This window comes from Agrobacterium sp. 10MFCol1.1 (genome assembly GCF_000381165.1).
Classification (GTDB): domain Bacteria; phylum Pseudomonadota; class Alphaproteobacteria; order Rhizobiales; family Rhizobiaceae; genus Agrobacterium; species Agrobacterium tumefaciens.
This window is the reverse complement of sequence record NZ_KB906073.1, coordinates 218,894-239,965: the sequence shown is the minus strand read 5'-3', so window position 1 is coordinate 239,965 and position 21,072 is coordinate 218,894. Positions and strand designations below refer to the sequence as shown.

Below are 21,072 nucleotides of genomic sequence, written 5' to 3'. Positions count from 1 at the left end.
AGGACAAGCCATGAACCGTGAAGCCGTGATGTCGATTGCCGCCGAAATCGAGTCAATTAAGCCACATTTCACCACTTTGAGCGACAGCATCTGGGATTTTGCCGAACTCAAATTCGAGGAGAGGCAATCTGCCGGGGTTCTAGCAAACGCGCTTGAGGAGAACGGCTTTGTGGTCCGCCGCGGTGTAGCTGGCATGGACACGGCCTTCATCGGTGAATTCGGCCACGGCAAGCCGGTTATTGCCTTCCTCGGCGAATTTGACGCGCTTGCTGGCATGAGCCAGATGGCCGGCGTGGCCGAGGCAAAACCGCTTCAACCCGACGCCTCTGGCCATGGCTGCGGCCACAATCTGCTCGGCGTCGGCTCGCTGATGGCCGCCATCGCACTTGCCCGACATCTGAAAGCCAACAACCTGCCCGGCACGGTGCGTTATTATGGCTGCCCCGGCGAAGAGGGCGGTTCCGGCAAGACTTTCATGGTGCGCGCCGGTCTGTTTGACGATGTCGATGCGGCTTTGACATGGCATCCCGCGCCCTTCAACGGCGTGCGCTCCACCAACAATCTCGCGGTGCTGGAATATTTTTATCGTTTCAAGGGCGTTGCTTCCCATGCCTCCAACGCCGCCCATCTTGGTCGCTCGGCGCTCGATGCCGTTGAACTGATGAATGTCGGCGTCAATTTCCTGCGCGAACACATGCCGCAGGATTGCCGGGTGCATTATGCGATCACCGATGCCGGTGGCAAAGCGGCAAATGTGGTGCAGGCAAAGGCCGAAGTGCTCTATCTGATCCGCGCACCTGAAATGCGCCAGGCGCTCGATCTCGCAGCCCGTGTGGACAAGGTCGCGCGTGGTGCGGCCATGATGACCGAAACAGAGGTGGAGATCGTCTTCGATACCGCCTCCACCAATCTCCTGCCCAACATCACGCTCGAAACGGCGATGCATGAAAACATGGTGGCGCTTGGACCCATAGCCTTCGACGAGGCCGATCAGGCCTTCGCCAAGGTCATTCAGGACACGTTCACGGAAGAGGCGATCAAAAGCAGCATCCGGCTCTACCAGATCAAGGGCGACGTCTTTTCCAACGGGAAGATCGACGGGTCGACGCCGCTGCATCTCGGCCTGCGCGACTTCGAGGGGCAGTCGCATTTTCGTGCCGGATCGACCGATGTCGGTGATGTCAGCTGGGTAACGCCGACAGCGCAATGCTGGACGCCCGCATGGGCAATCGGGACCAATCCGCATACATGGCAGGTGGTGGCGCAGGGCAAAAGCCCGGCCGCCCACAAAGCCATGGCACACGCCGCCAAGACGCTCGCATCGACAGGTCTTTCGCTGATGACCTCGCCCGAGCTGCTTGAAAGTGTCAAAAAAGAATGGCTGGAGAAAACCGAGGGCAGTGATTATGTCTGCCCCATTCCGGCGGATGTGATGCCCGGTTTTCACGATTAAGACGTGGCGCGTCTTTTGCGCCCGTCCAACTCTTCCATTTGTCCGTGATGTTTTATCGCAGGCAGCCCAGCGACTTCCGCGAAAGTGCTCAGCAAGCGCATGAGCCCCCTCCGCCCACGCCAGGGCGGAGGGGGCTATCCCCGTTTTCTCTGAAAACTCCTGGTCATCACCGCCTTGTGTGCCGTCTCGTTTCACGGCCACGAAGAAAGCATTGACGTTCGAACCAAAAATGGAATAAATATATCGAACAACAGAAATTCGGTTTCATTATTCCGTTTTCTGGATGTGAGGAGTTAGCGGCGGGCTCTCGGGTCCGTTTCCGGCTGGGAGAGGTGGCGCTGGACACCGAGGAGGAGAAAACAATGAAAAAGCTTATTATCAGTGCGGCTATGTCTGTGCTTTTGGGCACGGCGGCACATGCCGAGACCGTCGGTGTTTCGATGGCCCTGTTCGACGACAACTTCCTGACCGTGCTGCGCAACGGCATGCAGGATTATTCCAAGGAGCTGAAGGGCGTCACCCTGCAAGTTGAGGACGCGCAGAACGACGTTGCCAAGCAGCAGAGCCAGATCCAGAATTTCATCGCCTCCAAGGTCGATGCGATCATCGTCAATCCGGTTGATACGGATGCGACGGCGGCCATGTCGAAACTTGCTGCTGAAGCCAAGATTCCGCTGGTTTACGTCAACCGCCAGCCGGTAAATGTGGATTCCCTGCCAGACGGCCAGGCCTTCGTGGCATCGGAAGAAACTGTGGCCGGCACGCTTGAAACCAAGGAAGTCTGCCGCCTTCTCGGTGGCAAGGGCAAGGCCGTGATCATGATGGGCGAGTTGTCCAATCAGGGCGCGCGCATGCGCACGCAGGCCGTTCACGATGTTCTGAAAACCGATGAATGCAAGGGCATTTCCGTGGTTGAAGAGCAGACGGCCAATTGGCAGCGCACGCAGGGTTCCGACCTCGTCACCAACTGGCTGTCCGGCGGTATCGAGTTCAATGCCGTCATTGCCAATAACGATGAAATGGCGATCGGCGCTATCCAGGCTCTGAAGGCCGCGGGCAAGGACATGAAGGAATATGTCGTTGCCGGTGTGGACGCCACGCAAGACGCTCTTGCCGCCATGCAGGCAGGCGATCTCGACGTGACGGTCTTCCAGGATGCAGCTGGCCAGGGCAAGGGTGCTCTCGATGCCGCACTGAAGCTCGTCAAGGGCGACAAGGTTGACAAGAAGGTCTACATTCCCTTCCAGCTCGTTACCCCGGAAAACGTCAAGGACTACGTAGCCAAGAACTGACGACCCTTTACCGGCATTTGCGACCGTTTCAAGCAATATCGGAAGCAAATGCCGGTTCTGGACGGCAGTCGGCGTCTCAGACGCCGAGTTAAACCAGGCTAGAATAGTATTTCAGTGAATTCAAAGTTTTACAGCGCTTATGTGTGTCTTGATCGGCACGGCGCTGTAGGCCTCCCCGGAGGATGGGCGCCTTTTGGCGAAACCTCTTCCCCCGGTCATTTTTGTCTATCGTGGAGGATAAGATGGTCGTCAGCCCATCGACAATGGCCGCCGTGCGCGCCAGCGGCGCCGTGCCCAATGCAGAATATCTTCTCGCAGCGGACGGCATACGCAAGGAATTTCCAGGCGTTGTCGCGCTGGATGACGTTTCGTTCCACCTCAAGCGCGGCACCGTGCATGCGCTGATGGGTGAGAATGGCGCCGGTAAATCGACGCTGATGAAGATTCTGGCAGGTATCTACCAGCCGGATGTCGGAGAAATTCGGCTTAAGGGCGCTGCGATACGCCTCGATTCACCGCTTGATGCGCTCGAAAACGGCATTGCGATGATCCATCAGGAACTCAACCTGATGGCCTATATGACGGTGGCGGAAAATATATGGATTCGCCGAGAGCCGAAAAACCGACTGGGCTTTATCGACCATGGCGAAATGTATCGCCGCACCCAGACATTGCTCGAAAGGCTCGGTATCGATCTCGATCCGGAAATGCGTGTCGGCGAACTATCGGTTGCAAGCCGGCAGATGGTCGAAATCGCCAAGGCGGTTTCCTACGACTCCGACGTTCTCATCATGGACGAACCGACGTCAGCGTTGACTGAGCGCGAGGTGGAACATCTGTTCCGCATCATCCGCGACCTCAGGGACCGCGGTATCGGCATCGTCTACATCACTCACAAGATGAATGAGCTTTTCGAGATCGCCGATGAGTTTTCCGTCTTTCGCGACGGCAAATATATCGGCACCCACGCGTCCACCGATGTGACGCGAGACGACATCATCCGCATGATGGTGGGGCGCGAAATTACCCAGATGTTCCCGAAGGAAGAGGTTCCGATCGGCGATGTGGTGCTGTCGGTCAAAAATCTGACGCTGAACGGCGTCTTCCATGACGTGTCATTTGATGTTCGCGCCGGGGAAATTCTAGGTGTCGCCGGCCTTGTCGGTTCTGGCCGCTCGAACGTGGCGGAAACGGTGTTCGGCGTTACGCCGGCGTCTTCGGGCACTGTGGAAATCAACGGCAAGCCTGTGTCGATCGCAAGTCCGACAGAGGCGATCCGTCACCGCATGGCGTTCCTGACGGAAGACCGCAAGGATACCGGCTGCCTGCTGATCCTCAATATTCTTGAGAACATGCAGATCGCGGTTCTACAGGACAAATATGTCGCCAACGGCTTCGTGCAGGAAAAGACGCTTTCGGAAGCCTGCGACGACATGTGCCGCAAGCTCCGGGTCAAGACGCCCAATCTTTACGAGCGCATCGAAAACCTGTCGGGCGGCAATCAGCAGAAGGTGTTGATCGGGCGCTGGATGCTGACACAGCCACGCATCCTCATTCTGGATGAGCCGACGCGCGGGATCGATGTTGGCGCAAAGGCCGAAATCCACAAGCTGGTTGGCGAGATGGCGCGCAATGGCGTCGCCGTCATCATGATTTCCTCCGAAATGCCGGAGGTTCTGGGCATGAGCGACCGTATCATGGTCATGCATGAAGGTCGCGTGACGGGCTTCCTTGACAGAAGTGAAGCCACACAGGTGAAAGTGATGGATCTCGCATCGCGGTGAGGCGCGCCGGGATTTCTCGAGGAGGAATGACTATGAATACGAACGCCGCCGCCAACGCAGAGTTGGATGCAAAATCCGGACGCAAGCCGCACAGGCGCATACCGCCCGAAGCAAATATATTTTTCGTGCTGATTGGCATCGCGCTGGTTTACGAAATTCTTGGCTGGATTTTCATCGGCCAGAGCTTTCTGATGAACCAGCAGCGCCTGACGATCATGATCCTGCAGGTGTCCGTCATCGGCATCATCGCCGTCGGCGTCACGCAGGTCATCATCACCGGCGGCATCGATCTGTCCTCCGGTTCGGTCGTCGGCCTGACGGCGATGCTGTCTGCCAGCGTGGGGCAGTCCTCCACATGGCCGCGGGCGCTTTATCCGGGTCTGACCGATCTGCCTTTCTTCATGCCGCTGGCTGTCGGCATTCTGGCTGGCGCTTTGGCCGGTTTCATCAACGGGCAGCTTATAGCACGCACGAAAATCCCGCCCTTCATCGCAACCCTGGGCATGATGGTGACGGCTCGCGGCCTTTCCAAATGGTACACCAAGGGCCAACCGATTTCCGGTCTGACCGACGGTTTCACCTTCATCGGTACAGGTGTCTGGCCGGTCGTGGTTTTCCTCGTCGTCGCGGTTATTTTCCACGTTGCGCTGCGTTACACCCGTTACGGCAAGTTCACCTATGCCATCGGCGCCAACCAGCAGGCCGCCCGCGTTTCCGGTATAAATATCGAGGCGCATCTGATCAAGGTCTATGCCATTGCCGGCATGCTGGCCGGTCTTGCTGGTGTCGTCACCGCTGCCCGTGCACAGACGGCCCAGGCCGGCATGGGTGTGATGTATGAACTCGACGCCATCGCCGCGGCCGTTATCGGCGGCACTTCGCTCGCCGGCGGTGCTGGCCGTATTACCGGCACAGTGATCGGCACCATCATTCTCGGTGTCATGACATCCGGTTTCACGTTCCTCAGGGTCGATGCCTATTACCAGGAGATCGTCAAGGGGCTGATCATCGTGGCTGCGGTCGTCGCTGACGTCTACCGCCAGAAGAAACGCGCAAAACGCTAAGCACTCCTCCTCCCGGACCTGGGGCAGGCCTTCAGGCTTGCCCCTTTTTTTGTCCTATCGACAAGGACCTGAATGGCCTTGGAGGGGAGGGGTCGGTTTCAGGTCTTGCTGTTCCGGTAGTCGTGAACTGCCTTGCCGAAAGCTTCAAACAAAGCGCGCGAGGGTGCGTCTGTCTCGGCCCAATATTCCGGGTGCCATTGCACACCAACGGCAAAGCCCTTGGCATCGATGACGGAAACGGCCTCGATCGTGCCGTCTGCCGCCGTCGCCTCCACCTGCAGGCGTGGCGCGGTCTCGGCAATTGCCTGCCGGTGCAGCGAATTGATCTGGATTTCTCCCGACACGCCAAGATGCTGCGCAATGCAGGAGCCTTCGCGCACATGCACCGGCTGGCGGATTGCGAAGGCCACGTCGCGGTCCTCATGTTCCGGCTTGCGGTGGTCCCATATTCCGGGCTGTTCCTGAATTTCGGAAGCAAGCGTGCCGCCCAGCGCGACGTTCAGCTCCTGAATGCCGCGACAGATGGCAAGCATCGGAATGCCGCGTTCCAACGCCCGGCGGATCAGCGGCAGGCTGGTGGCGTCGCGGGCTGGATCGAACGGGCCGTCACTCTCCTGTGCCTCTTTTCCGTAAAGAGAAGGGTGGACATTTGTGGCCGAGCCGGAGACGAGCAGGCCATCGACCCGGTCGAGGATGGCATCGACCTCATTGCCGTCCTCGAAGGCCGGAACGATGAAGGACATGACATCAGCCACCCTCAGCGCCGCGGAAAGATACTGGTTCTGCGCGGCGTGCCAGTCGGCTCCGGTGAAATGCCGGATGTCGGCGGGGACGGCGATAATCGGTTTTGGCATGGTGGCTCCGGGGGCGAATCTTCGAAAATTTGTGCGACTGCCAGCGGGCCAAGTCAAGCATGTGTTTCGTCCTCGGAACGCAATATATGCGGCTAAAGTATAAGGCGGCGTCGCGATATTTCAGTTGCAAATAAAATAGCGAAGAGGCCGCCGAAAAAATCCTGATATGGCTGGTTTTCCGGCAATTAATTCTTGGCGCGGGTGCTTGTCAGCTGGGCGGTAACCGTGCTTACTTTGCTGCGATGCCTGAACAGCACGAGGGGAATTCAAGCTGCGGGCAGCGTTGATATCTGGGAGGATATAGATGGATCGCCGTTCCTTTATGAAAAAAGGTGCGCTGGCGGGGGCTGCTGCGACAGCCTTGGCTGCGCCCGCAATTGCACAACAGAATACCAAGATCACCTGGCGACTGACGTCGTCGTTTCCGAAGTCGCTCGATACAATCTATGGCGGCGCCGAGGATATTGCCAAACATGTGGCGGCCGCTACCGACGGCAATTTCACCATCCAGCCCTTTGCTGCTGGCGAAATCGTGCCCGGCCTGCAAGCAGCCGATGCCGTATCATCGGGTACGGTGGAAATGTGCCATACCTGCTCCTATTATTACGTCGGCAAGGATCCGACCTTCGCTATCGGCACGGCGATACCGTTTGGTCTTAATGCCCGCCTGACCAATTCCTGGTTCTACGAAGGCAACGGCAACAAGCTGCTCAACGAGTTTTACGCCAAGCATAATCTCTACGGCATGATATCAGGCAATACCGGCGCCCAGATGGGCGGCTGGTTCCGCAAGGAAATCAACACCGTCGACGATTTCAAGGGTGTGAAGATGCGCATTGCCGGTCTTGCCGGCAAGGTGGTGGAAAAGCTCGGCGTGGTCCCGCAGCAGATCGCTGGCGGCGATATCTATCCGGCGCTGGAAAAAGGCACTATTGATGCCGCCGAATGGGTTGGTCCGTATGACGACCACAAGCTCGGTTTCCAGAAGGTGGCGAAATATTATTATTACCCGGCCTTCTGGGAAGGCGGACCGGTCATCCATTCCTTCGTCAATCTGGACAAGTGGAACAGCCTGCCGAAGAACTACCAGACGGTGCTGCAGGATGCCTGCGCTTTCGCCAATACCAGCATGATGGCGAAATACGACGCGAAAAACCCGATCGCCATCAAGCAGCTGGTTTCGGAAGGTGCGGTGCTGCGGCCCTTCAGTCAGGAAATCCTCGAGGCCTGCTATAAGGCAGCGTTGGAAGTCTATGCCAATATTTCAGCAACCAACCCGGACTTCAAGAAGATCTACGAGGATCAGGTCGCCTTCAAGCGCGAAGGTTACCTGTGGATGCAGCTTGCGGAATATACTTTCGATACTTTCATGATGATCCAGCAGCGTAACGGCAAGCTCTGATTATTCGGTGCGGCGGACCGGACAAAAGCCTCGGGGACTTCGGTCCCCGGGGTTTTTGTTGTGCCGTCGCGCCTGCATCCGCCCGATAGGAAAGGGCGATTGACGATCAGGGCTGTCGGAATCAAAAGCAACAGGCTCAGTGACCAGGCGCAGTCTCGGCAAGGATTGGCCACGCTGACCTCGGAAAAACCGGACAGGCTGGTCGATGACTGTCAGGTTCAATTTCCACACAGAGTAAATGGAAGGCAGGGGTGCAACCCTGTCTTCCACTCAGCAATGATAAGTTCTCCGAAAAATCCGTAAAAGACGCCGGTTAAGGCCCGATCTTCGGTGGTTCACCGAGGTTAGGCATGCCTGGCAACCCACCCGGCTGGCCTCCTGGCAGGCCGAAATTGGGCATGGTGTTGCCGCCCTGATTGCCGAACGCAGGCACTTCGATCTTTATGGAGTTGAGGTCCACCTGGGGTGCTTTGTCCAACCAGTAGGTGACGGATTCCGGCCAGAAGATCACGATGGCGACGAGGATGAGCTGCATGCCGAGCCAGGGAATGGCACCCATGTAGATATCCGAGGTCTTGACCGTGCGCGGCGCGATTGAGCGCAGGTAGAACAGCGCGAAACCGAAGGGCGGGTGCATGAAGCTGGTCTGCATGTTGATGCAGATCAGCACGCCGAACCAGATCAGGTCGATGCCGAGCGCCTGCGCGATGGGTGCGAGCATCGGGATGACGATGAAGGCGATCTCGAAGAAATCGAGGAAGAAGGCGAGGAAGAAGATGAAGATGTTGACGAAGATCAGGAAGCCGATCGGGCCGCCCGGAATGCCCGACAACATGTGCTCGATCCACAGCGAACCGTCCATGCCCTGAAAGACGAGGGAAAAGCAGGTGGCGCCTACCAGAATGAACACCACCATGGACGTGATGTGCATGGTGGAATGCATACCCTGCTTGACGAGATCCCAGGTGAGGCGGCGGTGGGCTGCGGCCAGCGCCATGGCGCCGACGACGCCGAGCGCGCCGGCTTCCGTTGGTGTTGCAAGGCCGAGGAAGATGGTGCCGAGCACGAGGAAGATCAGCACGATGGAGGGCACCATGCCCGCCAGCACGCGAAATACCAGTGCACGGTTGAGTTCGCCCCGCGCTTCTGGCGGCAAAGCAGGCAAATCCTTCGGCCGCACGATCGACATGAACAGGATGAAGAGCATGAAGATGGCGACTTGCAGGATCGACGGGCCGATTGCGCCGAGATACATGTCGCCGACGGATTTGCCGAGCTGGTCGGCAAGAACGATCAGCACGAGCGAAGGCGGAATGACCTGCGTGATGGTTCCCGACGCGGCGATGACGCCGGTGGCGAGGCGCGGATTGTAACCGTATTTCAGCATGATCGGCAGCGAGATGACGCCCATGGTGATGACGGAGGCGGCAACCGTGCCGGTGATCGCGCCAAGGATTGCGCCGACGATAATGACGGCATAGGCGAGGCCGCCTGGAATGGCGCCGAACAGCTTGCCCGTGCCTTCAAGCAAATCTTCGGCAAGCCCGCATCGCTCCAGGATCGCGCCCATGAAGGTGAAGAAAGGAATGGCGAGCAGCAGGTCGTTCGAGACGATGCCGAAGATGCGCAGCGGCAAGGCCTGAAGGAAGGCCGGCGAAAAATGCTCGGTGAAGATGCCGATGACGCCGAAAACCAGACCGACGGTGGCAAGAGAGAAAGCAACCGGAAATCCGTAGAGCATGAAGATGATCATGCCGAGGAACATCAGTGGCGGAAGAATTCCATATTCGAACATGGGAAATATCCTGAAGGTTCAGATCGCGGCGATCATTGCAGGGGTTTTTCGTACTTCGTATCGAGCGCATAAAGCCCGTTGAGGGCGCCGATGCGCTTGATGAGTTCGGAAAATCCCTGAAGAACCAGAAGGGCGAAACCGGCGAAGATGATGAGTTTCACCGGCCAGCGGATCAGCCCGCCGGCATTGGAGGACATTTCGTTCTGATGCCAGGAAAGCATGAACATCGGCCAGGAAAGCCAGGCCAGATAAAAGCAGGCGGGCATGAGAAAAAGTACGATGCCGATGATGTCCACCCACAGGCGCGTGCGAGACGAGATAGCCCCGTAGATGATGTCCACCCGCACATGTTCGTTCATGCGCAGCGTGTAGGAGGCACCCACCAGCACGATGAAGGCAAACATGTACCACTGGATTTCGAGCCAGCCGTTTGAACTATAGTTGAAGGTATAACGCACCATGGCGTTTCCGGCGCTGACGAGGCAGCAGACAAGCACCAGATAACCGGCGACCTTGCCCAGAGCTTCGCTGACAAGGTCGATCAGCGCACTTAATTTCAAAAGCGGTTTCATGACTTTCCCCTCTTCCCTTGCCGGGCCCTTTGCGGGTTATGGTGGCAAGCAAGCCGGTCGGCCATCGTGACGGGCACGCCTCCACGCGTATCCGCACAGCCAAATTCCGGCGTTCCTCCCCACAGAATCCCGTGTATGGGCAGGCTGTCCGAAAAGCAACCGAAACCACTATTAAACCGGCCGCATGGCCGCCGTTTTCAACCGTTTACAAAAGAATGTTGCACGACGGCACGCTTTGCACGGCATACCGTTTGCCCCGCTTGTCATCGATGTTCTTTCGTGTGGAACGCATTGCACTTTTCGCCGACTTCATGTTACCTCTGGCTCCGGAGAATCCGGCATGGGCCCGTTATCGTCCGCAGGGCAAATTGTCTTGTGCGGCGGGTATGGCGGATGGAGCAGAAGGGGAAGCGGAATGAGCGAACACCACACAGGTCCGGTCGAAGTTGGCGCCGAGATGAACTACGCCGAGCATGAAAAGACCTACAACGCTTTTCTTGCCATGACGAAGTACGGCACGATGCTGGTCTGCGTGCTGATGCTGGCCATGGTCGCGGGTTTCTTTACGTCCGTGGGTTTCCTTGGCGGCCTTATCGTTTTCCTCGTGCTTTCGGCTGCGGGTTTCATTCTGCTGCGCTGAGCAACGCTGTTCACAAGCGTTTCGCGGCGCGGACGTTGCGATGCCGTGCAACCGGCAAGCCCAAACCTGGAAAGGCGAAACAATGAAACGCCTGTTTTCCTGGCTGTTATTGCTGGCGGTGATGTCGCATCCCGCTTTGTCGCGCGATCTTTTGCCGTCTGAGCAAGACAAGCTGCAAACACAGATAGAGCGGTTCAGCGCCGCCTTGAATGCGCAGGATTTTGATTTTGTCGGCCGGACGGTGCCGCCGAAAATCTTTGAATTCATTGCAAACGACGCGGGTGTTTCCGTCGGGCAGTTGCGTAGCGCTCTGACCACGCAGATGCAAATGGCGCTTGCAGCAGTCAAGATCACCGAATTCACCATGGACACGGCGGCGATCAGTGTGCAGCAGACGCCTGATGGAACGCCCTATGCGCTCGTTCCGACGAAAACGGTGATGGAAACCGGCGGCCAGACGATCGAAGCGAAATCCCATACCCTGGCGCTTATCGACGGTACGCAATGGTATTTGCTGCGTGTGAGCGATCAGCAGCAGGTGACGATCCTGCGAAAGGTCTATCCGTCCTTCGCCACGGTGGAGTTTCCGGAAGATTCCGTACAGCAGGTGAAATAGCGCGCAGGCGTCCGCTTAAACCGTAGAAACTCTAACAGGCTTGAAACCGGATTTCCGCATTTTCAGGAAAAACGCCCCGGACGGAACGGATCGACCGATATTGCGGTCTCCTCGCCGTTTGCCAGTTGCGTCACGAGGCGGGCGGTAGCTGCCGATTGCGTCAGCCCCAAATGACCATGGCCAAAGGCATAGATGACGGAAGGTGTGGTGCGCGCCGTGCCGATGACGGGAAGAAAGTCCGGCATCGAAGGGCGGAACCCCATCCATTGCTGGCCGCCTTCAACCTTGAGACCGGGCAGGAAACGACCGGCTTTCTTGAGCATGGCCTCGGATCGTTTGAAATTCGGTTTCAACTCCAGACCGCCCAACTCGACTGCGCCGCCAACGCGGATGCCGGAAGATAGCGGTGTAACGACAAAACCGTGGTCGTTGAAATAAAGCTGGCGCGTGAGGTTGAAGGCGCCGGCGGGCAGGGTGGTGTTATAGCCGCGTTCGGTTTCCAGCGGCACGATGTTGCCAAGTGTTGCGGCAAGCGGCTTGGACCACGCGCCGCAGGCGATCACCACCTTGTCGGCGTCGATCTTGTCGCCGTTTTCCAGGGTCACGATCGTACTTTCGCCGACGGCGTCGATGCGTTCTGCCTCGCCCTTGCGCAGCTTTCCGCCACGGGCGATCACCAGGTCGAAAATGGCACGGGTGAAGTCGTAGGGATCGGAGACCTGCAAGCCATCAGGCGAGAACATGGCGTGGCGGAATTGCGGGGCAAGACCCGGCTGCAATTCGTCTATCTCGTTGCGGGCGACACGCTTGGAAGAGAAGCCTGCCTGTTCCTTTTCATCCCAGTCCTTGCGGGCAGCGTTGAGGCTGGCTTCGCTGTCGTAAAGATCGAGCGTGCCGGTTTTCGCGACAAAGTGCGAGAGCTCCGGCATGGCGGCGACATGGGCCATTTCGGTGGCGGACAGCCGGTTGATCTCGCTGAGCGTTCTCAGGCCGTGGCGAAAGTTGCGCTCAGCGCTGGCGCGCCAGAAACGCCACAGCCACGGCGCGATCTTCGGCGCATAAGCAGGCGGCACACTGAGCGGGCCAAGCGGATCGAAAAGCCAGCGCGGTGCTTTTCTCATGATGCCGGGGGCGGGAATGGGGATGATTTCGGGAAAGGCCAGGATGCCGGCATTACCGGAGCTCGCGCCCCGGGCAACTTCACCGCGCTCCAGAAGAAAGACCTCACGCCCGGCATTTTGCAGGTAAAGCGCCGCCATGGAACCGATAATGCCGGTGCCGATCACCAGCACGTCGCATTTCAGGGTTTTGGTCATCGGCGCTCCTGCAACACAAATCTTTCAAGCCCGCCATAACAATGAATGCCGTACCGATGAAAGCCCGTATCGCTCTGCGGCGGCAGAAATATCAGCACTGTGGCAAATAAGCGGTTCTCATCCGGTGCGGACGGGTTGGTAAAGGCAGCTCGGTCTGAAGTATTCTTGCCAACAGTTTCGGTCATTGCACCAATAGTTATGGGTCATCATTAATTGCTATTTAACAGTGTCCGGCTAGGTTTCGCGTACACGCAGACCGATCCTTTATTTTCATCTCCTTGGCATCGAGGAGGAAAGGTCCGCATACAAGTTATTGTTGGGAGTTCAAAGACATGTCTCAATTTTTCAAACTCGGTACGGACGCATCTGCGGTACTTGATGCCCTAAGCCGCTCGCAAGCCATCATCGAGTTCGATCTGACTGGCAAAATTCTGAAAGCGAACGACAATTTCTGCAAGGCGGTCGGCTATCAGCAATCAGAAATCATCGGACGCCCCCATAGCATGTTCCTGTCTCCCGAAGATGCAGCGTCACCCGAATACAAGGCCTTCTGGGCGAAACTCTCACGCGGCGAATACGATCAGGGCCAATATCGGCGGCGGTCGAAAACCGGCGACGACATCTGGATTGAAGCCTCCTACAATCCGGTTTTTCGTTTCGGCAAACCTTACAAGGTGGTCAAGATCGCTTCCGATATCACGGCGACGAAGCGCCGAAGCACCGAGGATAACGGCAAGCTGGCAGCGCTTTCGCGTGCGCAGGCGATGATCGAGTTCACGCCCGAGGGGAAAATTCTCTCCGCGAATGAAAACTTCCTCACAGCACTCGGCTACACGGCGGAAGAGATCATCGGCAACCATCATTCGATGTTTTGTGAGCGTGGCTACGTGCAGTCCGAAGAGTACCGCAATTTCTGGAAGGATCTTGGTAAGGGAGAGTTCTCGACCGGTCAGTTCATGCGGCTTGGCAAGAACGAAAAACGCGTCTTCATCCAGGCGTCCTACAACCCGATCATCGACGAGCGGGGAAAAGTCGTCAAGGTGGTGAAATTTGCCTTCGATGTAACGGACCGCGTGCATGCGGTGGAAGAACTGGGCGCGGCGCTTGAGCGTCTTTCCCAGTGCAACATCCGCGTCACGCTCGACAAGCCTTTCGTGGGTGAGTTCGAGGGGCTGAGACGGGATTTCAACAAGTCCATCGCCGAATTCCAGAAAACCCTGGAAAATGTTCTTGGGCAGACCGATGACCTGACCAGAAGCAGCCAGGAAGTCAGCGAAGCCTCTGTTCATCTCGCTGAAAGATCGCGTGAGCAGGCCGTGGCGCTGGAGGAAACCTCGGCGGCGCTGGAAGAAATCACCGCGACCGTACGGGCATCGACGGAAAACACCAAGGAAACCCGAAAACTCGTTCAGAGTGCGCGGACGTCAACGGCGGCTTCCACCGAAGTCGTTGGGCGTACCGTCAACGCCATGCAGCGCATCGAGACGGCATCGCGGGAAATCAGCCAGATTATCGGCGTTATCGACGAAATCGCCTTCCAGACCAACCTTCTTGCCCTGAATGCGGGCGTCGAAGCCGCGCGCGCGGGTGATGCGGGCAAGGGTTTTGCGGTCGTGGCACAGGAGGTGCGCGAACTTGCGCAACGCTCCGCCAGTGCCGCCAAGGAAATCAAGGCGCTCATCAACAATTCCGGCACCGAAGTTATGGAAGGCGTGCGGCTTGTTGGCGAGACGGGTGAGGCGCTGAAGCAGATCGATGCGCTGGTGAAGCACATTGACGGCAATGTCGATATGATCGCCAAGGCCGCCGATGAACAGGCCTTAGGCATCAGCGAAATCAACCGCGCAGTCAACCAGCTCGACCGGATGACGCAGGAAAACGCGGCGATGAGCGCGCGCACGACCGCCATTAGCGCTACACTTGCCCAGGGTGCGGATGTGCTGGCGCAACTGGTCAGCCTGTTCAAATTGAACCGCCGCGCGACCCAGCGCGACGACGGGGCATCCATTTCATCCAACTCGTCGCGGACGAGCCACAGTGTGAAACTGTCGGGAAGGAAAGCAGCCTGACGGATCGGCGACAGCCTGCTTCCACGTGAGCCTCTTGTCATACGGATGCCCGTCGCCGGGCATCCGTTTTTTATGCCCGCAGGGCAGGCCTGTTGATGCCGAGATGGTCGCGCAACGTCGAGCCTTCGTATTCCTTGCGGAACAGGCCACGTTCCTGCAAGAGCGGCACGACTTCGCGGTTGAATTCTTCCAACCCGCCGGGGAAGAAGGGCGGCATGACGTTGAAGCCGTCTGCCGCGCCGTTCTCGAACCACTCCTGCATGCGATCCGCAACGTCCTTGGCCGTGCCCATGACGATATGGTGGCCACGACCAGCTGCAACGCGCAGCGCCAGTTCCCGGATCGTCAACTTTTCGCGGCGCGCCAGTTCTGTCAAAAGTTCGGCGCGGCTGCGCAACTGGTCGGAAATAGGCAGGTCCGGCAGCGGGCCGTCGAGATCATACTCGGTAAGGCTATGGCCGATGCGTTCCTCAAGCAACGGCATGGCGCTCTTGATGTCGGTCCAGCGGTTCAGCTCCTTCAGCTTCTCGCCGGCCTCTTTGAAGCTCTTGCCGATGATGGGCATGAAACCGGGCATCACGGCAACGCTTGCGGGATCGCGGCCGAATTTCTCCACTCGCGCCTTTAGGCTGGTGTAGAAGGCCTGCGCCTCGGAAATGGCCTGCTGGGCTGTGAAGACGATATCGGCAGTGCGGGCGGCGAGATCCTGCCCCGGGCCGGAGGAGCCGGCCTGAATGAGAACTGGGTGACCCTGCGGCGAACGCGGAATGTTCAGCGGCCCCTTCACCGTGAAATATTTGCCTTCGTGATCGAGAATGTGGACCTTCTGCGGATCGACGTAGCGGCCGCCTTCCTTGTCCTTGACGAAGGCGTCGTCGTCCCAGCTGTCCCACAGGCCACGCACGACGTTCACATATTCTTCCGCAACGGCATAACGCTCGTCATGCTCGGGATGGCTCTTGGAGAAGTTCGCCGCCGTGCGGGCATAGGAGGTGGTAACGATGTTCCACGCCGCACGCCCGTGGCTGAGATGGTCGATGGAGGCGAAGGCGCGTGCGGTGTGGTAGGGCTCACCATAGGTTGTGGAGGCGGTGGCGGCCAGTCCAATCTTGTTTGTCACCATGGCAAGCGCCGCAAGCAGGGTAAGCGGCTCGAAACGGGCGATCATCGAGGGATGGGCGTCGACGCCGCTTGTGAGGCCATCGGCCAGAAAGACCATGTCGAACTTGGCATCTTCGGCCATTTTCGTGACACGGGTCAACAGGTCGAAATTCTCGCTGCCGGCTTCCGCATCCGGGTGACGCCAGCCGGAAACGTGGTGGCCGGCTCCTTGCAGGAACAGGCCAAGATGCATCTGTCTTTTGCGGGTATTCGTGGTCATGGTGATCATGCCTTTATTTCAGTCGTGTTATATTTGCGTTGCCAGAAGCGCTTCTAACTTCTTGAGGTCGGCTGAGGTTTTCATGGTCCGCACCAGTGCGGGAATTCCGGCGAATTTCTCATTGCCGCCGGTGGCGTCGGCAAATTTTTCCGTGGGGTCATCAATGCCGGGAAGACCGTCAATACGGCGCGACAGCACCGTGCCATCCTTCTTCGTCACGTCGATGACCACGAAACGCGTGGTCGGATCCGGCGAGAGGCGGCGGGCGGTCTCGTCGTGCCGGCGCGAGACTTTTGCGGAAAGTCCAAGCAGGTCGGCGCGTGCAGGGCGTTCGTCGAAATGGCTGATGCCGAGTGCGCCATCCGTCAGTGCGGCGGCGAAGACATATTCGGCGCTGAAACGCGCATCGATGCCCGTGGCGGGTGTGGCCGAACCCACAAGAGCGGCATCGCCTCCCGGGGGGAAGGTGATGACGACAGTTTCGATTTCATCTGGTGCCAGATCACTGGCGCTGCGCAGTGCAAGCGCACCAACGGCAACAGGGTGGCTGGCGGTGCAGCAGGGAAATGCCTTGAGCGTCAATCCGGGAGAGACGATCTGCCAGGGTGTACCCCAGCCGGACAGGAGCCGTTTCGGCTGTTCCGCGCCAAAGGCGAAGGCGGAATAAAAGCCGATAGGGTTTTCCAGAAAATCCGGCGCGCCCTGAAAACCTGATCTTGCCAGCTGCGCGGCGGTGAGGCCAGCGCGTGTCGCAAGCCCGGCATGCAGGGGCTTGGCATCATAACCAAATTGCAGGCGAAGTCCGGCCGACTGCGTGGCGGCAAGGCCGAGTGCGATAGCGGTCGTCTGCGGGGTGAATTTGAGAAGATGGGCAATGGCCGCCGCCGCACCGATGGGGCCGAGGGTCGCGGTGGCGTGGAAGCCATTTTCGTAATGCTTTGTACCGAGCGACAGGCCAAGCCGCGCCATGGTTTCCAGCCCGACAATATAGGCGGCGATAAATGCATCCGCCGTAGAGCCTTCCTCGACCGCAACAGCCAATAGAGCGGGAACGATGGCGACGGTGGGGTGGCCGCGCACGCTGCCATGGACGTCGTCATAATCCAGCACGTGCCCCGCATGACCATTGATGAGTGCGGCCGTGAAAGCATCCGTGCGCAGATCATGGCCGACAATGCCCGCCGTGCCGGATGTGCCTGACGTAAAGCTGTCGATGAGGATTTTCGTGCTTCGGTCGTAAGCGCCACCCAGCATACAGGCAAAAAAGTCGATCAGCGCCGTGCGGGCGATTGTCACAGCCTCTTCGTCGCGGAGCGGATCAGAGGCGGCGATGGCTTCTGCCAGATGAAGGGTGAGTTTTTCGTCGGCGGTCATGGCGTCAGATCCCTTCGCCGTCGGCGACCCGTGCCACCTGTCCGCCGAGGCCCTTTACGAAGGCGTTGATACGCGGATTGGTCGACTTGTAGAAGATGTGCTCCGGCGTGCCCTGATCAACGATCAGGCCGTTTTCCGTGAAGACGATATTGTCGCTGATTTCCTCGGCGAAGCGCATTTCGTGTGTCACGAGAATGCTGGTCATGCCGTCATTGACGAGATCGCGGATGACGGCGAGCACTTCGCCGACGGTTTCCGGATCAAGTGCGGAGGTAACCTCGTCGAACAGAACCAGTTCAGGCCGCATGGCAAGCGCGCGGGCAATGGCCACACGCTGCTGCTGGCCGCCGGACAGCTGACCGGGATAGGCATCCACCTTCTGCGACAGGCGGACTTTTTCCAGCAATTCGCGGGCATGACGCTCGGCTTCCGCCTTCGGCGTGCCGAGGATTTTAATCGGCGCGATGGTGATATTTTCCATGACAGTTAGATGCGGGAAGAGGTTGAACTGCTGGAAGACAATGCCGATGCGCTTGCGCAGCGTTATGCGCTCAGCTTCCGTTTTCAGCTGATCGACGCGGGTGCCCCCCACGGTGATCTTGCCAGATTGCGGAATGAGCAGGCCGTTGATGCAGCGCAGGATCGTGGATTTGCCCGAGCCGGAAGGGCCGATGATGGAGACGGCGTCGCCCTTGTTGACGGTGAGATCAATGCCTTTGAGCACTTGATTGTCGCCGAAGGACAGGTGCACGCCTTCCAGTTCAACCAGAGCTTTGGCGGCGGTTTGGGGGGCGGATGCGGACATGGTGTATTCCAATCAGCGGGAAGCGAAGCGCCGTTCAAGGCGCTGCGTGAAACGGGACACGGGATAGCAGAACAGGAAGAACGCCATCAGGACGGTGAGATAGACCACGACGGTGAAATCGTTGCGCTGCACGGCGGTGCTGGCATCGGTTGCGGCGTGGAGAAGCTCATGCACGCCGACCAGCGAGGCAAGCGCCGTGCCCATGGTGATGGAGGCGTAAAGGTTCATCCACGGCGGCAGCGAGCGCTTCACGCATTGCGGCAGGATGATCCAGCGCAGCGTCTGGTTGCGCGAAAACCCGAGGCCCTGCGCCGCTTCCCATTGTGCGGTGGGAATGGACTGGATGGCGCCCCGGGTGATTTCGGCGATGTGGGCGCTGGCCGGAATCGCAAGCCCGACCACGGCCTTGATCCAGTCTGGAAACGGAATGTAGTTGCCGAAGGCGACGATCTCGAAGGGGAAGATGTAGGTCGCGGCGAAAATCAGCACCAGATGCGGGGCGTTGCGGAAGATTTGCACGTAGGTGAGCGCCGGCGCGCGCACGAGCCGATAGGGCGCAAGCTCCGTGATGCCAAGCACGACGCCGATGATGGTGCCGATGGCAATCGCCAGGATGCTGATCAGCACATTCATGGCAAAACCCTTGCCCAGATAGGGCAGCCATTCCAGCAGCACCTGTCCGAGCGAGGGATCGAGAACCAGCCACAGCACGACGGCAACCAGCACGCCGCACAGAAGAATGGTGCCGAAAGGCAGCTTCTTCGCCGCCTGTGTTGGAGAGACCACCGCGCTCATTGACCGAACCCCGGAACCGCAAGACGCCGCTCAAGCCACAGGCCCGCCCTTGCGACGATGAAATTGATGACACTGAAAAAGATGAGGATCACCAGCATAAGTTCGACCACATTGTCGCGCTGCGTCCAGATCAGGATCGAGGCATAGGTGATTTCACCGACCGCAATCGCCGAGCCGACGGTGGTGAGCTTCACCAGATTGATGAGATTGTTGATGATGGAAGGAAGTGCCGTGCGGATTGCCAGCGGAAATTCCACGTAACGTAAAATCTCGAAAGAGCTGAAACCGATGGCGCGTGCCGCCTCGATGGTGGTAGCCGGCACCGCCTCGATACCGCCGCGCAAGGCTTCCGCATGGAAGGCGGCAACGTGCAGGCCGGTGATGGCGACGACCCAGAAGAACGGGGTGAGCGGATTGTTCTGCGCGCCGCCGAGCGCGTTTGAAATCAACATGTTGAGCACAAGGAAACCACACATCAGCTGCACCAGCGTCGGCGTGTTGCGCGTCAATTCCACATAGGCGCGCACCGGACCGGCGAGCCAGCCTTTGCCTGACGTGAGCATGGCGGCGAAAATGAAGCCGAAAACGAGGCTGAGCGGCAGGGTGACGGCGACGAGGATGAGCGTCATCTTCATGCCGTCGAGCCAGATCTGAACCTCGTAGCCGCTGTTCAGAAAGTCATAGTTGAGGCCTATATGCGCGGCCAACTCTATGAAACGCGCTGTAAATCCATCCTGCATCGGATATCCATGCTGTTGTCGCGGCTGCCGCCCGGCAGGCGGTGCCAGAATGACCTGTCTTGCTATAAAGCAGAAAAGAACGGCGGGCGAAACCGGCCGTTCTCAGTGGTGAGGGGAAATCTCCGTGATGGCAGATGCCCCTACGACATGCCGGTCCCCCGGACCAGTTCCGGGGTGACGGAGCAAGCGGGATTGCCCAGCCGTTACTGCGCCGCGGAGAGCTTCGTCTTCTGCTCTTCCATGAAGCCGATGCTCGGCAGGCGGTTGGCCTTGGCGAATTCGATCATTTTGCCGGAAGCGTGCAGCTCCTTGACGATCTTGTCGAGCGCAGCCTGCGTGTCGGCCTCGCCCTTGCGCAGCCAGATGACGGAGTCAGAAGGGATAAGGTCGGTGGGGATCAGGATGCCGTAATCCTTCCACTCATCGGCGCGGTCCTGAAGCATCAGGCTCAGCGTGCCGTTGACGTGCACGGAGACATCGCAATTGCCGCCCTTCAGCGCGAGCAGCGATTCCGGCTGGCTCGGCAACGCCTTTACCTGCGCGCCATATTGCTCGATCAGCGGCTGGGTGTAGTTGGAGCCCTGCGATACGCAGGCAATCTTGCCCTTCAGGTCCGGCCAGTCCTTGATGCCCGAGTCCTTTCGACCGATGGCTGCGCCGCCCTGGCGGTCATAGGGGGTGGGCACGTAATCGAGCGTTTTGGCGCGCTCTTCCGTGTACTGCATGTTGGCGATCAGAATATCGACCTTGCCCTGCTGCAGGAACTGCACGCGGTTGGGCGGGGTCACGGTTTCGGTCACCAGCTCCACACCGAGACCGGCGGCCAGCGCCTTGGCGACGTCGATGTTGAGGCCCTTCTGCTCCTGCGTCTTCGGATCGATGAAGCCGAAAGGCGCGCCGGACAGGATGACGCCGACGGTGAGCTTGCCGCGACCCTTGATACGGTCGAGCGTCGCATCCGCGTGAGCGGCGGTGGCCATCGAAGCGATAGCGACGGTTCCGGCGATGAGTTTTGCGGCAAATCTGGAGAAGGAGAGGGCCATGGGTATTTCCTTTTGGTTGTGGGTGGAAACTACATGAGGCGTCCGTCGAGAGCGAGAATTGGCGTTGCGCAAAAAAT

At 58.7% G+C, this 21,072-nt stretch carries 18 protein-coding genes; 8 read left to right on the top strand and 10 right to left on the bottom strand.

What is annotated here, in order from left to right:
- Positions 1 to 10 precede the first annotated feature (10 nt).
- The 4 genes from F617_RS0105810 to F617_RS0105795 all read left to right on the top strand — a co-directional run bounded on the left by F617_RS0105810 (position 11) and on the right by F617_RS0105795 (position 5,593).
- Positions 11 to 1,453, top strand: coding sequence for a M20 family metallopeptidase (locus F617_RS0105810; RefSeq protein ID WP_019564704.1), 1,443 nt, complete (start codon positions 11 to 13; stop codon positions 1,451 to 1,453).
- A gap of 362 nt (positions 1,454 to 1,815) precedes the next feature.
- Positions 1,816 to 2,745, top strand: coding sequence for a sugar ABC transporter substrate-binding protein (locus tag F617_RS0105805; protein ID WP_003510994.1), 930 nt, complete (start codon positions 1,816 to 1,818; stop codon positions 2,743 to 2,745).
- 242 nt (positions 2,746 to 2,987) lie between these two features.
- Positions 2,988 to 4,529 (top strand): sugar ABC transporter ATP-binding protein, encoded by a 1,542-nt coding sequence (locus F617_RS0105800; protein ID WP_003510992.1) that lies wholly within the window; start codon positions 2,988 to 2,990, stop codon positions 4,527 to 4,529.
- Between the two features lie 32 nt (positions 4,530 to 4,561).
- Entirely contained in the window at positions 4,562 to 5,593 is a 1,032-nt protein-coding gene (locus F617_RS0105795) for an ABC transporter permease (protein ID WP_003510990.1), read from the top strand.
- A 98-nt stretch (positions 5,594 to 5,691) separates the two neighbouring features.
- Here F617_RS0105795 and F617_RS0105790 read toward each other — a convergent pair whose 3' ends face one another.
- Positions 5,692 to 6,447, bottom strand: coding sequence for a gamma-glutamyl-gamma-aminobutyrate hydrolase family protein (locus F617_RS0105790; protein WP_019564703.1), 756 nt, complete (start codon positions 6,445 to 6,447; stop codon positions 5,692 to 5,694).
- 304 nt (positions 6,448 to 6,751) lie between these two features.
- Here F617_RS0105790 and F617_RS0105785 point away from each other — a divergent pair, with 304 nt between their 5' ends.
- Positions 6,752 to 7,849 (top strand): TRAP transporter substrate-binding protein, encoded by a 1,098-nt coding sequence (locus F617_RS0105785; protein WP_003510986.1) that lies wholly within the window; start codon positions 6,752 to 6,754, stop codon positions 7,847 to 7,849.
- Between the two features lie 313 nt (positions 7,850 to 8,162).
- Here F617_RS0105785 and F617_RS0105780 read toward each other — a convergent pair whose 3' ends face one another.
- Together F617_RS0105780 and F617_RS0105775 are read right to left on the bottom strand one after the other, a co-directional pair.
- Positions 8,163 to 9,644, bottom strand: coding sequence for a TRAP transporter large permease subunit (locus F617_RS0105780; RefSeq protein WP_003510985.1), 1,482 nt, complete (start codon positions 9,642 to 9,644; stop codon positions 8,163 to 8,165).
- A gap of 32 nt (positions 9,645 to 9,676) precedes the next feature.
- Positions 9,677 to 10,216 (bottom strand): TRAP transporter small permease subunit, encoded by a 540-nt coding sequence (locus F617_RS0105775; RefSeq protein WP_003510982.1) that lies wholly within the window; start codon positions 10,214 to 10,216, stop codon positions 9,677 to 9,679.
- A gap of 415 nt (positions 10,217 to 10,631) precedes the next feature.
- On the opposite strand from F617_RS0105775, the gene F617_RS0105765 reads away from it, so the two are divergent.
- A complete protein-coding gene (locus F617_RS0105765) occupies positions 10,632 to 10,856 on the top strand; it encodes an aa3-type cytochrome c oxidase subunit IV (RefSeq protein WP_003510978.1) in 225 nt (74 codons plus the stop codon).
- 82 nt (positions 10,857 to 10,938) lie between these two features.
- A complete protein-coding gene (locus F617_RS0105760) occupies positions 10,939 to 11,472 on the top strand; it encodes a hypothetical protein (protein ID WP_019564701.1) in 534 nt (177 codons plus the stop codon).
- Positions 11,473 to 11,534: 62 nt separating this feature from the next.
- On the opposite strand, the gene F617_RS0105755 is transcribed toward F617_RS0105760, so the two are convergent.
- Complete coding sequence (locus F617_RS0105755) at positions 11,535 to 12,788, bottom strand: FAD-binding oxidoreductase (protein ID WP_019564700.1); 1,254 nt, start codon at positions 12,786 to 12,788, stop codon at positions 11,535 to 11,537.
- 332 nt (positions 12,789 to 13,120) lie between these two features.
- Here F617_RS0105755 and F617_RS0105750 point away from each other — a divergent pair, with 332 nt between their 5' ends.
- Complete coding sequence (locus tag F617_RS0105750; RefSeq protein ID WP_019564699.1) at positions 13,121 to 14,857, top strand: PAS domain-containing methyl-accepting chemotaxis protein; 1,737 nt, start codon at positions 13,121 to 13,123, stop codon at positions 14,855 to 14,857.
- Between the two features lie 70 nt (positions 14,858 to 14,927).
- Here F617_RS0105750 and F617_RS0105745 read toward each other — a convergent pair whose 3' ends face one another.
- The 6 genes from F617_RS0105745 to F617_RS0105720 all read right to left on the bottom strand — a co-directional run bounded on the left by F617_RS0105745 (position 14,928) and on the right by F617_RS0105720 (position 20,995).
- The gene (locus F617_RS0105745; protein WP_019564698.1) at positions 14,928 to 16,247 is read right to left on the bottom strand and encodes an LLM class flavin-dependent oxidoreductase; all 1,320 of its coding nucleotides are present in this window, start codon (positions 16,245 to 16,247) and stop codon (positions 14,928 to 14,930) included.
- A gap of 18 nt (positions 16,248 to 16,265) precedes the next feature.
- Positions 16,266 to 17,612 (bottom strand): MmgE/PrpD family protein, encoded by a 1,347-nt coding sequence (locus tag F617_RS0105740; RefSeq protein ID WP_019564697.1) that lies wholly within the window; start codon positions 17,610 to 17,612, stop codon positions 16,266 to 16,268.
- A gap of 4 nt (positions 17,613 to 17,616) precedes the next feature.
- Positions 17,617 to 18,417, bottom strand: coding sequence for an amino acid ABC transporter ATP-binding protein (locus F617_RS0105735; protein ID WP_013761605.1), 801 nt, complete (start codon positions 18,415 to 18,417; stop codon positions 17,617 to 17,619).
- A 12-nt stretch (positions 18,418 to 18,429) separates the two neighbouring features.
- Positions 18,430 to 19,212, bottom strand: a complete 783-nt coding sequence (locus F617_RS0105730) for an amino acid ABC transporter permease (protein WP_019564696.1) — start codon at positions 19,210 to 19,212, stop codon at positions 18,430 to 18,432.
- Positions 19,209 to 19,952 carry an amino acid ABC transporter permease gene (locus F617_RS0105725; protein WP_003510965.1) on the bottom strand — a complete coding sequence of 248 codons (744 nt, stop codon included), beginning with the start codon at positions 19,950 to 19,952 and terminating at the stop codon, positions 19,209 to 19,211. The genes F617_RS0105730 and F617_RS0105725 overlap by 4 nt, the downstream gene beginning before the upstream one ends.
- Positions 19,953 to 20,155: 203 nt before the next feature.
- Complete coding sequence (locus F617_RS0105720) at positions 20,156 to 20,995, bottom strand: transporter substrate-binding domain-containing protein (RefSeq protein WP_019564695.1); 840 nt, start codon at positions 20,993 to 20,995, stop codon at positions 20,156 to 20,158.
- Positions 20,996 to 21,072: the final 77 nt, after the last annotated feature.